Annotated in this window: 14 protein-coding genes; 6 read left to right on the top strand and 8 right to left on the bottom strand. The window is 73.8% G+C overall.

The window, feature by feature from the left end; translation table 11 throughout:
* Positions 1 to 124: 124 nt before the first annotated feature.
* From ACIPSE_RS40530 to ACIPSE_RS40505, 6 genes are all read right to left on the bottom strand, one after another.
* The gene (locus ACIPSE_RS40530; RefSeq protein ID WP_401673433.1) at positions 125 to 538 is read right to left on the bottom strand and encodes a roadblock/LC7 domain-containing protein; all 414 of its coding nucleotides are present in this window, start codon (positions 536 to 538) and stop codon (positions 125 to 127) included.
* A gap of 191 nt (positions 539 to 729) precedes the next feature.
* Positions 730 to 1,335: a GTP-binding protein gene (locus tag ACIPSE_RS40525; protein ID WP_401673431.1), complete on the bottom strand. Its 606-nt coding sequence runs from the start codon at positions 1,333 to 1,335 to the stop codon at positions 730 to 732.
* Positions 1,336 to 1,498: 163 nt separating this feature from the next.
* Positions 1,499 to 1,909 carry a DUF742 domain-containing protein gene (locus tag ACIPSE_RS40520; RefSeq protein ID WP_401673428.1) on the bottom strand — a complete coding sequence of 137 codons (411 nt, stop codon included), beginning with the start codon at positions 1,907 to 1,909 and terminating at the stop codon, positions 1,499 to 1,501.
* Between the two features lie 22 nt (positions 1,910 to 1,931).
* Complete coding sequence (locus tag ACIPSE_RS40515) at positions 1,932 to 2,378, bottom strand: roadblock/LC7 domain-containing protein (RefSeq protein ID WP_401673425.1); 447 nt, start codon at positions 2,376 to 2,378, stop codon at positions 1,932 to 1,934.
* The gene (locus ACIPSE_RS40510) at positions 2,375 to 5,128 is read right to left on the bottom strand and encodes a nitrate- and nitrite sensing domain-containing protein (RefSeq protein WP_401673423.1); all 2,754 of its coding nucleotides are present in this window, start codon (positions 5,126 to 5,128) and stop codon (positions 2,375 to 2,377) included. The genes ACIPSE_RS40515 and ACIPSE_RS40510 overlap by 4 nt, the downstream gene beginning before the upstream one ends.
* Before the next feature lie 46 nt (positions 5,129 to 5,174).
* Positions 5,175 to 5,948 (bottom strand): MHYT domain-containing protein, encoded by a 774-nt coding sequence (locus ACIPSE_RS40505; RefSeq protein WP_401673421.1) that lies wholly within the window; start codon positions 5,946 to 5,948, stop codon positions 5,175 to 5,177.
* 152 nt (positions 5,949 to 6,100) lie between these two features.
* On the opposite strand from ACIPSE_RS40505, the gene ACIPSE_RS40500 reads away from it, so the two are divergent.
* Positions 6,101 to 6,700: a class I SAM-dependent methyltransferase gene (locus tag ACIPSE_RS40500; protein WP_401673419.1), complete on the top strand. Its 600-nt coding sequence runs from the start codon at positions 6,101 to 6,103 to the stop codon at positions 6,698 to 6,700.
* A 21-nt stretch (positions 6,701 to 6,721) separates the two neighbouring features.
* Here ACIPSE_RS40500 and ACIPSE_RS40495 read toward each other — a convergent pair whose 3' ends face one another.
* Positions 6,722 to 7,621 carry an oxygenase MpaB family protein gene (locus ACIPSE_RS40495; RefSeq protein ID WP_401673417.1) on the bottom strand — a complete coding sequence of 300 codons (900 nt, stop codon included), beginning with the start codon at positions 7,619 to 7,621 and terminating at the stop codon, positions 6,722 to 6,724.
* A gap of 121 nt (positions 7,622 to 7,742) precedes the next feature.
* Between ACIPSE_RS40495 and ACIPSE_RS40490 the strand changes: the two genes are divergently transcribed.
* A complete protein-coding gene (locus ACIPSE_RS40490; protein WP_401673414.1) occupies positions 7,743 to 8,039 on the top strand; it encodes a hypothetical protein in 297 nt (98 codons plus the stop codon).
* Positions 8,040 to 8,322: 283 nt separating this feature from the next.
* Positions 8,323 to 9,159, top strand: coding sequence for a hypothetical protein (locus ACIPSE_RS40485; protein ID WP_401673411.1), 837 nt, complete (start codon positions 8,323 to 8,325; stop codon positions 9,157 to 9,159).
* Between the two features lie 93 nt (positions 9,160 to 9,252).
* On the opposite strand, the gene ACIPSE_RS40480 is transcribed toward ACIPSE_RS40485, so the two are convergent.
* Positions 9,253 to 9,435, bottom strand: coding sequence for a hypothetical protein (locus ACIPSE_RS40480; protein ID WP_401673408.1), 183 nt, complete (start codon positions 9,433 to 9,435; stop codon positions 9,253 to 9,255).
* A 309-nt stretch (positions 9,436 to 9,744) separates the two neighbouring features.
* Here ACIPSE_RS40480 and ACIPSE_RS40475 point away from each other — a divergent pair, with 309 nt between their 5' ends.
* From ACIPSE_RS40475 to ACIPSE_RS40465, 3 genes are all read left to right on the top strand, one after another.
* Positions 9,745 to 12,618 carry an SNF2-related protein gene (locus ACIPSE_RS40475; RefSeq protein ID WP_401673406.1) on the top strand — a complete coding sequence of 958 codons (2,874 nt, stop codon included), beginning with the start codon at positions 9,745 to 9,747 and terminating at the stop codon, positions 12,616 to 12,618.
* A complete protein-coding gene (locus ACIPSE_RS40470; protein WP_401673404.1) occupies positions 12,615 to 13,931 on the top strand; it encodes an SWF or SNF family helicase in 1,317 nt (438 codons plus the stop codon). The genes ACIPSE_RS40475 and ACIPSE_RS40470 overlap by 4 nt, the downstream gene beginning before the upstream one ends.
* Positions 13,932 to 14,076: 145 nt before the next feature.
* A complete protein-coding gene (locus ACIPSE_RS40465; protein ID WP_401673401.1) occupies positions 14,077 to 15,435 on the top strand; it encodes an esterase-like activity of phytase family protein in 1,359 nt (452 codons plus the stop codon).
* Positions 15,436 to 15,453 lie beyond the last annotated feature (18 nt).

Genomic DNA, 15,453 nt, shown 5'->3' with positions numbered 1-15,453 from the left:
TCGTACTCCCCCGTGGAGTGGTTCGCTCACGCTGTGTGCGTTCGCCGTGACAGAAGGGTAACCGGTCCGGCGTGAGACGTGGTGAGCCTGTGGATAACTCCACGGGTGAGTGCGAATACGCAGGTCAGAGGTCGATGGGTGAGTTCTGGCCGGGGTGGCGGGAGTCCACGTCGAGGTGTTCGCCGACGCGGTTGACCAGCAGGGTCATCTCGTAAGCGACCAGACCGACGTCGGCCTCCGCGCCGCTGAGCACGCACAGACAGCTACCGGTGCCCGCGGCGGTCACGAACAGCATGGCGCCGTCGAACTCGATCATCGTCTGGCGCACTCTGCCGGCCCCGAAGTGGCGTCCTGACCCCTTGGCCAGGCTGTGCAGTCCGGAGGAGACGGCGGCGAGGTGCTCGGCGTCCTCCCGGCGCAGCCCCGTGCTGGCGCCGGCCACCAGCCCGTCGTTGGACAGGACGAGTGCGTGCCGTATGTGGTCGACACGCTCGGTCAGGTCGTCCAGCAACCAGTCAAGTCCCTGGTTCTGCGCCATGTTTCCGCCTCCCCGTGTGGCATCTCCCCCTGTTCGGGGGTCTGTTCGCCACCCTTCCCGACGACCGGCGGCCGGGCAAGGAGGACAGGGCATGGCGCGGTAAAGGGCGTGATGTTTTCGGCGCGGCGGCTGTTCGTGACGGGATCCGGCACGGCCCGGGACGCGGGGAGCGGGAAGCGGGAAGCGTGTTCTCAGCTCACCGAGTCGAGCAGGCGGGCGGTGTGCATGCGGCCCGCGTACTCGACGAGCCGGATGAGGACCTCCTTGCCCGAGTCGCGGTCCCGGGCGTCGCAGAGCACGACCGGGGTTCCACGGTCCAGGTCGAGTGCGCGCGAGACGTCCTGGGCGCCGTACGTGCGGGCGCCCGCGAAGCAGTTGACGGCGACGACGAACGGGATGCGCCGGTGCTCGAAGTAGTCGACCGCCGGGAAGCAGTCCTCCAGGCGGCGGGTGTCCGCGAGGACGACGGCGCCGAGGGCGCCCTGCGCCAACTCGTCCCACAGGAACCAGAACCGGTCCTGTCCGGGGGTGCCGAAGAGATAGAGGGAGAGCCCGGAGCGGATGGTGATGCGGCCGAAGTCCATGGCGACGGTGGTGGTGACCTTCTGGCCGACGCCGCCGGTGTCGTCCACCGACCGGCCCGCCTCGCTGAGCAGTTCCTCGGTGCGCAGCGGCCTGATCTCACTGACCGCGCCCACCAGGGTGGTCTTTCCCACGCCGAATCCACCGGCGACCAGTATCTTCAACGCCAGCGCGGCCGACTCGCCGCCCTGGGCATCGGAGTGCTCGGGGACCATCGATCCTTCTCTCAGGAGTGCGGGCAACGGTCGGCGGTACTGACGCCGGCACGGCGAAGGTGCCTGACGTCAAAATGATGACAACTGCGTTACCCCTTCGAGGGGTTGGACCGCAAATTGACCGTTCTGACCGAGTCGCGCGCATTGGCGTTCGAACTTTCATCTACAGCGCCCGCAGTCCTTCGATGACCTCGCGCAGAATCCGTTCGTCAGGAAGCTGCGCGGGCGGCACGGGGCGGCTGACGGTGACGTGGCCGAGTTCCAGCAGATCGCCGAGCAGCACACGGACGACGCCCACGGGCAGGTCGGCTCCGGCGGAGAGTTCGGCGACGGACTGGATCTCGACGCGGCACAGTTCGACCAGGGCCCGGTGTTCCGGACCGAGCGGGCCGTCGTGGAGACCGGGCGCCGCCGGGTCCAGCGCGACGAGGGCGATGAGGTCGAACCGGATCCCGGAGGGGCCGGGCCGGGTCCGTCCGCCCGTCATGGCGTACGGGCGGACGAGAGGCCCGGCCTCGCCGTCGTACCACTGGCCGCCCGGCTCCCGTTCCCGCGCGGCGTTGTCGTGCGTCATGCGTGGGCACCGCCTTCGCGTCTCATCCGGCGGCCGGTGGCTGCGCGGCGACGCGCGGGGCGGTGCACAGATGCTCGCCGACGCGTTTGACGAGCAGGGCCATCTCGTAGGCGACCAGCCCGATGTCCGCGGTCACGGCGGTGAGCAGGGCGAGGCAGGAGCCGTCGCCCGCGGCGGCCACGAACAGGAAGCCGTCGTCCATCTCGACCATCGTCTGGCGCACGCCGCCCGCCCCGAAGTGGCGTCCGGCGCCCTTGGCGAGACTGTGGAAGCCCGAGGCGACCGCCGCGAGGTGCTCGGCGTCCTCGCGGCGCAGGTCGTTCGAGGCGCCCACGGCGAGGCCGTCGTTGGACAGCACCACGGCGTGGCGCACCGCGCCGACCCGCAGCACCAGGTCGTCCAGCAGCCAGTCGAGTTCGCCGGACCTGCGGGCGCCCCTCATGCTCGCCGTGCTCGGGTCCTGGATCATGCGGGGTCTCCTTCGCTGCTGTCGCCGGCCACGCGGCGGGTGTCCGGGCCGGCCCCGCGGCCGGGACGCCGGCCGCCGCCGCGCGTCCAGCCGTCGCGGTAGGCGGTCATGCGGTCCCGCACCAGTTCCGGGGTGCGTCCGTCGTCGGTCCGGGGATCGGGGTGCCGCTCGGGTTCGTCGGCCTGCGGGGCGCGCAGCTGCGGCGCGAGGTGCGCCTGCCGGACGCGGCGCGGCAGGTCGTCGGAGTCCGTGCCGGAGCCCGGAAGCGGGCGGGGGTCCGCGCCGGAGGGCGGGTCCGTGTGACCGGGTCGCTCGTGCGGGCGGTGCAGGCGCAGGGTCGCAACCCCGGGCGGCGGGGTCCCGGACCCGCGGTCGGCCGCAGCGGCACCGACCGGCCCGCCCCCGGCGGCCGTTCGCGCTGTAGCCGTTCGCGCTGTGGCCGTTCGCGCTGTGGCCTTTCGCTCGGCAGCCGCTCGCTCCCCGTCCGACCGTGGCGCGGCGTCCGACCGTGGCGCGGCCGACCGTTCCACGACCGCGCGCTCGCCCCCGGTCTCCGTCCGGTTCGGCCGGTCCGCTCCCGTGGCGGGGGCCAGCGCGGGCCGCTCGGCGGAGGCGCGCACGGACTCCTGCGGCCTGCTCGGCCCCGGCACGCGCGCGTAGTCGTGTCCGGGATCGGAGGCGGGATCGGCCGCCCGGCCGGGGGAACGTTCCTCCACGCCGCTGTGCAGCAGCGCGGTGGGCAGCAGGACGACCGCGGTGGTGCCGCCGTACGGCGAGGTGCGCAGGTGCACCTTGATGCCGTGCCGGGCCGCGAGCCTGCTGACGACGAACAGTCCGAGCCGGTCGCTGTCGAACAGGTCGAGCGCCTCGGACTGTTCGATCCGGCGGTTGGCCTCGGCGAGGGTCTCCTTGCCCATGCCGAGCCCTCGGTCCTCGACCTCCACGGCGTACCCGTTGCCGACGGGTTCGCCGGTGACGCGCACGCGCGTGTGCGGGGGCGAGAACTGGGCGGCGTTCTCGACGATCTCCGCGAGGAGGTGGGTGAGGTCGGCGACGGCTCCGCCGAGCACGGCCGCCTCGGGGAGCTGGCGCACCTCCACGCGCGCGTAGTCCTCGACCTCGGAGACGGCCGCGCGGACCACGTCGGTCAGGGAGACCGGCATCCGCCAGGCGCGGCCGGGTGCCGCCCCGGAGAGGATGATGAGGCTCTCGGCGTGCCGCCGCATGCGGGTGGTGAGGTGGTCGAGGCGGAAGAGGTCGCTGAGCTCGTCCGGGTCGTCGGAGCGGCGCTCCATGCTGTCCAGCAGGTTCAGCTGCCGGTGCACCAGGACCTGGCTGCGCCGGGCGAGGTTGACGAACACCCCGGAGATACCGCCGGCCAGCTCGGCGCGTTCGGCGGCGGCCCGCAGAGCGGCGCGGTGCACGGTGCCGAGCGCCTCGGCGACCTGCCCCGCCTCGTCCTCCGCGGGCGGGCCAGGCGGAGCCTCCGCACGGACGTCGATCTCCTCGCCGGCCCGCAGCTTCCGCATCGCCTCGGGGAGCCTGCGGCGGGCGATGTCCAGGGCGGTGTTGCGCAGGCCCACCAGCTCGATCACCAGGCCGCGGCCGATGCGGACGGAGATGACGAGCGAGGCGAGGACGGCGGCGAGGCCGAACAGGACCGCGGCGCCGGCCGGGGTGAGCAGCCCGCGTGCGAAGGGGTCCGCCTCGTCGGCGACACCGCGGCCCGCGTCCTGCTCGATGGCCCGCATCGCGTCCTGCACGCGCGCGTGTGCCGGGTCCCAGGTGCCGTCCGGGGCGGCGTCTACGGCCGCGGTGCCCGCGCGGCTCGCGAGGACCTTGTCCTCGACGGCGACGAGGCTCCCGTAGTCGTGTCCCGCGGCGAGGTCCTGCCAGGCGGCCCGTCCGGAGCCGCTCAGGTCGGCGACCGCGGACTCGGTGAGCGTACGGCGGGTGTCGACGGCGCCGGCGAACAGACGCAACCGCTGCCCGTCGAGGCGGCCCGCCTGGCGGGCGCTGGACAGCACGGCGCCCTCCTGGGCCAGCGCCTCTCCCGCGCGGGAGAACTCCAGCAGCACGCGCGCGTCGGCGCCGAGTTCGGCGTCCTGGACGCCGCTGAGGGCGCCGCCCACTCCGAAGGCCGTGGCGATGGTCCGGGTGTACCGGTCGTAGGTCTCGGCCCAGTCCGCGCGGCGGTCGAGGACCTCGGTCCGCAGGGAGGGCAGCTGTTCGGCGCCGCTCACGAAGGCTTCCAGGCGGCGGCCCACGTCCGCGGGCAGGTCCGTGCCGTCGGCGACCGTGCTGCCCTTGCCGAGCCGGAGGGCGGCGACGGCCTCGTCCGTGCGCCGGGCCAGCTCCTCGAGGTCGCCGGCGCCGCCGCTGCCCGGGTCGGTCGCGTACAGCACGGCTTCGGCACGCTCGGCCTGCAACGCCGCGACGGCCGCCGTCACGGGGGTGCGGATGCCGGCGTCCACGCGCTGCGACTGCCGCAGCCGGGAGACGTCCTGGGCGGTGGTGACGGTGGCGTACGCCCACAGGGCGAGCAGGGAGACGACCGGGACCATCAGCAGGCAGACGATCTTCGCGCGCACGGTGCGGGGGCGGAAACGCCACCCGCGCGCGAGCGGTTCCTCCGCGGTCGGCGGCGGGCCGTCGGGGCCTTCGTCGGCGGGTGGTCCGGCGTGTGCGCGACGGCCTCTGGCGGGTGTCGCGGCGGTGTCGTTCGTGGGTGTCCTACGGGGTGTTCGCATGGCCTCCTGCCTCGGAAAGTGTGCGGCGTGCCGGGACGGGCCGCCGTCAGTGGGCCACGGGTTCGACCGGCCGCTGGGCCGACGCGGACGCCTCGCGCTCCCCCGTCGTCGGTGACAGCGCGACGAAGGCGGAGGTCAGGAAGAGGTAGGAGCCGAGGCCGACGGCGAGGGGGAAGACGAACTGCATCGCCGAGGCCCCGGCCAGTGGCACGCCGGACGGTGCGACCCGCACGCTCACCGAGAACATCCCGGTGTAGTGCATGCTGCTCACCGCGGCGCCCATGATCAGTGAGGCGATGGTGACGGCGACCGGTGACTTGATGTTGAGCGCGGCCCACAGCGCGGCCGTGGCCGCGACGACGGCGATCAGCACGGACACCGCGACGAGCATGGGGTCGTAGCGCACCTCGCCGTGCAGGCGTACGGCAGCCATCCCCAGGTAGTGCATGCTCGCTACGCCGATCCCGGTGCTGAGTCCACCGATGAGAAGCGCGCGCGTACGGTCGCGGCTGTAGCCGACGGCGAAGACCCCGGCGCAGACGACGGCCATGGCGACGAGCAGGCTGGCGACGGTGAGCGGTACGTCGTAGCGGATGTCGGTGCCGCTGACGCCGAAGCCCAGCATGGCCACGAAGTGCATGGTCCAGATGCCGGTGCCGAGCGCGGAGGCCGCGGTGATGAGCCAGTTGCGGCGTGAACGTCCGGTGGCGCCGAGCGCGCGCACGGTGCAGCGCAGACCGAGCGCCGAGCCGACGCAGGCCATCACGTACGACAGCACGGGGGTCAGCCAGCCGAAGGCGGCGTGGTCCAGGTGTCCCATGGCTCCGGGACGCTAGTCGGGGCATGGGCGCACAAAGGGGGCGCGTTTCGAAAGGTGTTGCAATGTGACGCGGAGATGCACCGGAACGATCGTCTGCCGCTCGAACGTGTGCGCCGCTGCATCACCCTTGTCGGTGAGGGATCATGCGGACCATGAGCGACGACCACACACGCGTCCAGGAGTTCTTCGCCGCGAGGGCCGCCGGCTGGGACGCCAAGTTCCCCGACGACGGACCCGCCTACGCCGCCGCGGTCGCCGATTTGGGGCTGCGCGAGGGTGACCGCGTGCTCGACGCGGGGTGCGGCACGGGACGCGCCCTGCCGCCGCTGCGGGCGGCCGTGGGGCCCTCCGGGCTGGTCGTCGGGGCCGATCTGACCGCGGCCATGCTGGAGGCCGCGGTACGCGCCGGACGGGACCGGGACGGGCGGTTGCTGCTGACCGACGTGGCCGCGCTGCCGCTACGCTCGGCGTCCCTCGATGCCGTGTTCGGAGCGGGTCTGATCGCCCATCTCCCCGATCCGGCCGGGAATCTGCGGGAGTTGAGGCGTGTGGTGCGTCCGGGCGGCGCCCTCGCCCTGTTCCATCCGATCGGCCGGGCGGCGCTCGCGGCCCGGCAGGGCCGCCGGATCACTCCGGACGACCTGCGCGCGGAGCCCAACCTGCGTCCGCTGCTGGCCGGTTCGGGGTGGCGCATGACCTCGTACGCCGACGAGGACAGCCGGTTCCTGGCGCTCGCGGTGCGCGACGCCTGAGGGCCGGGCCCCGTCGGGCGCTCAGTCGGCGGCCGGCGCGTCGCCCCGGTGACGGACCGGGCAGCCACCCGTGCCCGGTACCGGCCAGGTGCCCAGCTCCTCGGGCCGGTAGCCGTCCCGGTACCCCTTGATCTCACGGTTGTGCCGGGCGTAGTGCGGTGCGCGCCGGGGCGGCAGCAGACGCACGGCACGCCCGCGCAGCCGCACCGCGCGGCGTACCAGGGCGCGGGTGGTGTCCCCGGGCGGCGGGTAGCGGAAGGCGCGCAGGAGCGAGTCGTCGAGGAGGGCGAGCGTCCCGGTGCGCAGCAGGGGTGCGAGCGGGCGCGGGTACCAGGACGTCATCAGGTCGATCGTGGCGTCCGAGACGCGCCGCGCGCCCTCGTCCCAGCCGAAGTGGGCCTCCTCGTAGGCGTCTAGGAAGGCCTCGAACTCCTCGTAGGTCTCCGGCACCGAGCCGATGCCCATGAGCCGCCCCAGGGTGCGGTAGTGGACGACGGAGGCGACGATCTCGTGACGTGACAGCCTGCGCCATGCGTAGGCGTCGATCCACCTTCTGGGCATCACGACGAACGTGCACAGGACGTAGCGCATCTCGTCGTCGGTGATGTCGTAGCTGCGGTGCATCTGGTTGATCCGGCGGATCGACGCCCGTGTCCGCTCGGCGCCGAAGCCGTGCTCGACGATCTCGCCGAGGAGGAGCGAGGTGTCGTCGTAGCGCTTCTGGGAACGGTCCGTGAGCTCGGCGGTCGCGGCGAGCAGCCGTCCGATGCCGGGAACGGCGTAGGTGCGGTAGAGGGCGAGTTCCAGGGAGCGGGTGAAGTCCCAGGGGAACTCGTACGCCGTCATCAGCCGGTAGATCTCGGAGGCGTCCTCGACGGGGTCGAGCCGTCGTATCTGTTCGAGCCGCCCGTACCGCTTCACCGCGGTGTCCCCCTTCTGCCGCCGAGGCTCCAACTCTACGTTGAGTAGGAGGAGATGAACGATCAGTAGCCAGGAACGGCCGCTACGGCCGGGACAACCGCGCAGGGGGAAGGTGGTCACGATGTTCGAAAGGATCAAGGAGGCCCTCGCCAGACTTCTCGGTCCGGCGCGCGCCGACGGGGACGAGGGCGGGCGCAGGCGTCCGCACAATCTCTTCGAGGCCGCGGCCGTGTACGTCTCGGCGTGCGCGGAGGACGACCAGGAGCAGATCGACGAGGCGGCGGGCTGGGTGTCGCCCGAAGCGCTGTCGTTCGGGGTGAGCGAGCTGGCCTGCCGGGCCGTCATCGCGCTCGCCCGGGAGCGCGACGAGTCCCCGCAGACAGTCGCCCGCGATCTGCTGGGGCTTCCGGCGGCCTGAGCGGGCCGGTGGCCTGAGCGGTGGCTTGAACGGCGTGAGCGGCCTCGGCGGCTTCAGCGATCTCGGTGGCCTCAGCGGTCTTGGTGGCTTCAGCGATCTCGGTGGGTCTCAGCGGCCTCGATGGCCTCAGCGGCTTCGGCGGCCTGAAACGTCCGGTCATCTGCGGTCTTTTCGCCCTGTCCGGACGGAAAACCGCTGCTCCGGGTGGGGTGCGGAGTCGTGACAAGCGCCTTCCGGGCGCACTAGGGTGCGCGCCGTTGGGTGTAACGATGGGGAGGCTGGGATGGCCGGGACGGACGAGGACGCCGTCGCCGCCGAGGACGAGGCGCTCTTTGTGCTCACGGCGGTGCTGCTGACGCCGGCGAAGTTCCCGAGCGTGCTGGGCGACGACTATCCGGAGGCCTGCGCGGCGCTCGGCCTCGCGCCGGCGGCCGACGGCTACGGCCTGGTGCTCGGCCAGGACGGGGACGGTTCCCGCTGGACCGTCGTCATCGACGACGTGTCCCTCGTGGCGGTCGCCATCGCGTCCTGGGACTGCGGCATGGAATACGACCTGTCGCCGGACGAGCGCACGGTCGTGGCCGCGCTGCCCGGCTGGCCGCTGGCCGTCGCCGTCGCGGCACCGGGGGTCCCCGCGCCGCACGACCCCGCCGAGGACGTCGCGGACGGTCCGCCGCTCGCGCCGCCGGACACCACCACGTGGGGACCGGCCCAGCGCCGCCTCGGCGCCGACGAGATAGCCGTGCAGTGGGCCACCTGGCGTGAGCAGATCGACGACGCGGACTTCCCCGCGCCGGGAGCCACCGCGGACGGCGAGCGGGGCGAGGACGGCGAGAAGGCCGAGTCCAGGGGGCACAGCGGCATCCGGCGCGTCCTCGCGGAGGCGCGTGGCTACGTGGACAGCCCGCCGCCGCTCGGCCGGGTCCGGTCCTCCTTCGCACCCGGCGACGCCCGCACCCTGCGCGCGGACGGCCCGGGCTGGTCGCTGGTGGCCCGGACCGACGACATCGCGTTCGTCCTCCTCGACGACGAACCCGGCGAGGTCTTGCCCGTCGGCCGCGGGCCGGAACTGCCGGGCCTGCTGGAAGCGCTCGACAAGATGGCCGTACGGCCGCTCTGAACCGCTCCACCCCCGGCAACCCCTCCGAGGCGTTCCGCCTCTCGGGCCACCCGCCGGCCGACCGACCCGTGACGGTCCGCCGGCCGACGCGTCTCAGCGGCCGAGCTCCTTGCGGGAGACACGGCGCAGCCTGCGCCGCTGAGACGGATCGAGCGTGAGGTACGCGGCGGCCGGGACTCCCAGGACGATCAGGAGCGCGGCCCACCACGGCAGCCAGATCAGCAGCAAGATGCCGACTGCCACGCCTCCTGCGGCGATCTTCGCTTTCTTCGACATGTGTCGCCTCCTTCGCGGCCACTGCCGCTCTCTGCCCTGAAAACGGCCCCGCGCTCCCCGCAGTTCCGGACCACGACCCTGAGACGCCCCTGAGTCGCCCCCGAGGAACGACCCTTACGCGCCCCTGAGACCGGTTCGACCCCGGACCGGGTGGGCCCTCGCGGCCGGTTCGGCGTCCCAGGACCGGGATACCCACCTCACTCCATCGTGACCCAGGTCACGGCCCGGTCATGCCGGACGGCCGCGGGGAGTCCTGTACCGTCGGCCACCGCACCCAAGGTAGTCAAGTTTGAGGAGTGCTGCGTTCCTGTGCCGACGATCCCTGCGGCGACCCCGTCCGAGATCGCGCAACTGGCCCGTTGCTGCGCCGTGTTCGTCCCCGGCGACCCGTCCCGCACCGGCGGGGTCGCCTTCTGGGACCCCGCCGGTGACGCTCCCCCGCCCGTCCCGGCCGGGTCGGTCGAGGAACTGTCCGTCGTGGTACCCGTCGGGCGGCGGGTCGAAGTGGTCCGGGTGCGGGCCGTCGTGCTGCCGGTGCGGGCGGCGCTGCCCGTCCTCACGCGTGCGCGTGCCGCCGCCGACGGCCACCCGGCGGCCGTGTTCTGGGGCACGGCCGCCGTGCACGCCCTCCAGCTCGCGGCGCGCGGCCTGCTGCTGCCCGGCCTGTCCGCGAGCGACCACGACGCCTGGCGCATGGGCCCGCTCGGACCCCAGGACGTGGAGCGCGTGCGCGGCCTCGCCGCCGCGATGCCGCCCGAGGCGCACGCCGTACCGCTCGGTGAGGCCGTCGGGCCGCTCCGGCTGCCCGACCCCGAGCGGCTGCTGCGGGCGTTCCTCGACGCGGTCGCGGACGCCCTGCCCCGTTCCCCGGCGGCGCACCTGGTGACGGGCGGCCCCGCCTACGCCGCGCCGGAGCCCCGGCACGTGCCGGAGTACCGCGCCTGGGCGGGCGACGTGGCCGCCGGTCACGACGCCGGGGTGCGGCTGTCGCTGCGCGTCGAGGTGCCCGGCCTCACGGCGGCCACGGACGACGGCGCAGGTCTCGCCTTCCGGGCCGTCCTCCAGGTGCACAGCGTCAGCGATCCCGGCCTGGTCGCCGACGCGGGCGCGGTGTGGGCCGGCGCCGACGCCGGGTTCGGTCCCCGCGCGCGGATGGACGCGCTGCTGGCGCTGCGCCGCGCGGCACGCGCCTGGCCGCCCCTGGCGCCGTTGCTGTCGGCGGCGGTCCCGGACGTCGTCGAGCTCGCCGACGAGGAGGTCACCGACCTCCTCGCGCACGGCGCGCGGGCCCTCGGCGCGTCGGGCCTGGACGTCCACTGGCCGAAGGAGCTGGCCCGCAAGCTCACCGCGCGCGCGGTGATCGGCCCGCCGGACGAGCGGCCCCGGGACCCGGACGGCACCTCTGCCAGAGCTTCCTCGGACGTGCCGTCGTTCCTCTCCGCGGACGCGTTGCTGGCGTTCGACTGGCGGTTCACGCTGGGCGGCCGGCAGCTCACGCGCGCGGAGCTGGACCGGCTGGCCGAGGCGAGCCGGCCCGTCGTACGGCTGCGCGACCAGTGGGTCCTGATCGACCCGGAGGAGGTGAGCCGGGCCCGCGCCCACAAGGACCATCAGGTCACGGCCATCGACGCGCTATCGGCGGCGCTCAGCGGGTCGACCGAGGTCGACGGCCGCCGCGTCGACGTGGAGCCGACGGGCTGGCTGGCCGCACTGCGGGAGCGCCTGGCGGACCCCCGGGCGCGGGAGCCCGTCGGGCAGCCCGAGGCCCTCGCGGCGACCCTGCGGGACTACCAGCGGCGCGGCCTGGACTGGCTGGCGCGGATGACGTCGCTGGGGCTCGGCTGCTGTCTCGCCGACGACATGGGGCTCGGCAAGACGATCACCCTCATCGCCCTGCATCTGCACCGTCAGCAGGACCCGGAGAGCGCGGGCCCCACGCTCGTGGTGTGTCCGACGTCCCTCATGGGCAACTGGCAGCGCGAGATCGAGCGGTTCGCGCCGGGCACGCGCGTGCGGCGCTTCCACGGGCCGCGCCGTGATCTGGACGCCCTGGGCGACGGCGAGTTCGTGCTCACCACGTACGGCACGATGCGGCTCGACGCCGAGCGGCTGGCGGAGGCGGCGTGGGGCATGGTCGTGGCGGACGAGGCGCAGCACGTGAAGAACCCGTACTCGGCGACGGCACGTCAGCTGCGGTCGATCCCGGCACGCGCGCGTGTGGCGCTCACCGGTACCCCGGTGGAGAACAACCTGTCGGAGCTGTGGGCGATCCTCGACTGGACGACGCCCGGTCTGCTGGGCCGTCTCGGCACCTTCCGCGCGCGGTACGCGCAGCCGGTCGAGGGCGGCCGTGATCCGGGCGCCGCCGAGCGGCTGTCCCGGCTCGTGAGCCCGTTCCTGCTGCGGCGCCGCAAGTCGGACCCGGGCATCGCCCCGGAGCTGCCTCCCAAGACGGAGACCGACCGTGCCGTGTCCCTCACTCCCGAACAGGCCGGTCTGTACGAGGCCGTGGTGCGCGAGACGCTCGCGGAGATCGCCGGGGCCGACAGCATGGCGCGACGCGGTCTGATCGTGAAGCTGCTGACGGGGCTGAAGCAGATCTGCAACCACCCGGCGCAGTTCCTCAAGGAGGAGGAGCCGAGGATCGCCGGCCGCTCGGGGAAGCTGGAGCTGCTGGACGAGCTGCTCGACACGATCCTCGCCGAGGAGGCGGGCGTGCTGGTCTTCACGCAGTACGTGCGCATGGGCCGTCTCGTCGAACGGCACCTGGGCGCGCGGGGCGTGTCCTCGCAGTTCCTGCACGGCGGCACGCCGGTGGCGGAGCGCGAGGCGATGGTGCGGCGCTTCCAGGAGGGCGAGGTGCCGGTCTTCCTGCTGTCGCTGAAGGCGGCCGGCACCGGCCTGAACCTGACCCGGGCCGAGCACGTCGTGCACTTCGACCGCTGGTGGAACCCGGCCGTCGAGGCGCAGGCCACCGACCGCGCCCACCGAATCGGCCAGAACCGGCCCGTGCAGGTGCACCGGCTGATCGCGGAGGGGACGGTCGAGGACCGCATCGCCGCGCTGCTCGGCCGCAAGCAGAAGCTGGCCGACGCGGTGCTCGGCGCGGGCGAGGCGGCTCTCACGGAGCTGACGGACGCGGAACTGGCCGACCTGGTCGAGCTGCGAGGGGGTACGCGATGAGCGGGTACGACGGCAACGGGTACGCCGGGAACGGGTACGGCGACGGGCCGGAGCGGACGTTCGCCGCGTTGCCGCCCGCCCAGGGGAGGGGTTTCGCGGGGTCGTGGTGGGGCCAGGCGTGGCTCCGGGCACTGGAGGACGCGGCGCTCGACACACAGCAGGTGAAGACGGGCCGAAGGCTCGCCCGCGCGGGTGCCGTCGGAGCGGTCACGGTGCGGCCGGGACGCCTCACGGCCGTCGTCCAGGACCGCGACCGTACGCCGCACCGCGCGGACGTCCTGCTGGCGGAGCTGTCGGCCGGGCAGTGGGACCGCTTCCTGGACATGGCCGTCGAGCGTGCGGGGCACATCGCGGCGCTCCTGGACCGCGACATGCCTCCGCACCTCGTCGAGGACGCCGCCGCCGCGGGGGTGGACCTCCTGCCGGGCATGGGCGAGCTGGAGCCCGAGTGCGACTGCGGCGCCTGGGACCACTGCGGGCACACGGCGGCGCTCTGCTACCAGGTGGCGCGGCTGCTGGACGAGGACCCCTTCGTGCTGCTCCTGCTGCGCGGACGCGGCGAGCAGGAGCTGCTGGCCGACCTCCAGGCCCGCACCACCGCGCCCGCCGACCCGGCCGAACGGGCGGAGGAGGAGGGCGTCGACGCCGCCGAGACGTTCGCGGCCGGGGCCCTGCTGCCCGCGCCTCCCGCCCTCCCGGAACTCCCCGAGGAACCCGGCACACCGCCTTCCCTGGACACCGAGACGCCTCCCCCGGCCGGGCTCGATCCGGTCGCCCTGGAGTACCTGGCCGCCCGGACCGCGACGTGGGCGCACCGGCTGCTGGCCGAGGCGCTGAGCGCCCAGCCGCCCGCCCATCCGCCCGCGCAGCCGTCCACGAACCCGGAGCCGGAGCCGGGTCTCGCCGAGGACGCGGTGCGTCTCGCGGACGGCGCGGACGATGTGACCGACGACGCGGTGGCCCAGCGGCTGGCGGCGGGATCGGGCCGTACGCCGCGGGAGCTGGCGCTGGCCGTTCGCGCCTGGCGGCAGGGCGGCGCGGCGGCGCTGGCCGTGCTGGAGGAGAACCGGACCGTCGAGGGCGAGGAGCTCGCACGCGCGCGTGCCGCGATAGACGCGGCCTGGGACGAGGACGAACGGCCGTCGCTGTCCGCGCGGGACGCTCGCTGGACGGTCGTCGGGACCCCGTACCAGCTGCGGCTGGGACGCGACGGCCGGTGGTGGCCGTTCCGTGCGGAGCAGGGCGATTGGACGCCCGCGGGGGCCCCTGCGCAGGATCCGGCGACGGCCCTGGCCGCGGCGGCGGAGCTCTGATCCGAGGGCGCTCGAGGGCTGCGGGAGCGGGGATCTCCGTGCCCGACGAGTATCCGCCACATCCCGTTCACCCTGCGGTGGCCCGGCGTTCGACGGGGGAACGAACTCTGTGCGCTGTCACAGCAGTTGTTCCCAGGAGGCCAGCATGTCCCCGCACGCCACCGGCCGGCGCCGCGTCCATCGTTCCGTCGCGACGGGCGTCCCCCTCGCCGTGCTGGCCGCGCTCGTGGCCGCGGCCCCCGCCGAGGGCGCCCCGGCCGGGAGTTCCGCCCACCCCGCGAAGGCCGAGGTCGTCCGCACGGCGACGCTCGGGGACATCCCGCTGGGCACGTTCAGCAACGGCCTGCTCCCGGGCACCGTCGGCGACGACCGGGGCGTGGACCTCGGTGGCATCGGCAGCGACATCTACCCGGCGGGCCGCAAGGGCGAGTTCTGGACCGTCACGGACCGGGGCCCCAACGGGCAGATCAAGGTCTCCGGCACCAAGCGCCGCACGTTCCCCGTGCCCGGCTTCGACCCGGCGATCGTGAAGATCAAGGTGTCCGGCGACACGGTGAAGGTCCTGGACGCGATCCCGATCACCACCTCGTCCGGCAAGGCCGTCACCGGTCTGCCGAACCAGCAGGCGCGCGACGAGGCGCCGTACGACTACAACGCGCAGACGCCGCTGTCGTACGACCCGAACGGTCTGGACACCGAGGGCATCGTGCGGGCCGCCGACGGGAGCTTCTGGCTGGTGGACGAGTACGGGCCCTCGCTCGTGCACGTCTCCGCGCGCGGGAAGGTCCTCACCCGGTACGTGCCCGAGGGGCTGAACCTCACCGGGGCCGGCTATCCCGTGGTGGAGGCGCTGCCGTCGGTGCTGCTGCACCGGAAGATCAACCGTGGCTTCGAGGGCCTCGCCCTGCTGCCGAACGGGGATCTGGTGCTGGCCGTGCAGAGCCCTCTGTCGCTCCCGGACACCGACGCGGGCGAGGGCTCGCGCACCACGCGGCTGCTGCGCTTCTCGCCGAAGAAGAAGGCCGTCACCGCCGAGTACGCCTACCGCTTCGACCCGGTGGAGGTCGTCGACCCGGGCGAGGACGACACCTCCGAGCTGAAGATCTCCTCGGTGGTCGCCGTGGGCGGTGACCGGCTGCTCGTCGAGGAGCGCACCGACAAGGCCGCGCGCCTCCAGCTCGTCCGGCTGGACCGCACGTCGAACATCCTGGGCGGCGCCTGGGACGACGACACCACGTCCCCGTCCCTGGAGCAGCTCGACGACCCGGCGGCCGAGGGTGTGCCGGTGCTCGGGAAGCGTCTGGTCGTCGACCTGGGCACGGTCGCGGGCGTGCCCGGCAAGATCGAGGGCGTCGCGCGCGTGGACCACGACACGCTCGCCCTGATCAACGACAACGACTTCGGGATGACCGACGGGACGGGCGCGTTCGACGCGAACGGCCGCCTGGTGGACAGCGGCGTGGAGACGACCGTGACGTACGTGCGTCTCCCGCGCGGTATCTGAGACGGCTCCTGCCGGGCG

It is taken from the genome of Streptomyces sp. NPDC090106 (assembly GCF_044747265.1).
Lineage (GTDB): Bacteria > Actinomycetota > Actinomycetes > Streptomycetales > Streptomycetaceae > Streptomyces.
Note: the sequence above shows the minus strand (reverse complement) of the source record. Positions and strands in the feature narration are given on the sequence as shown.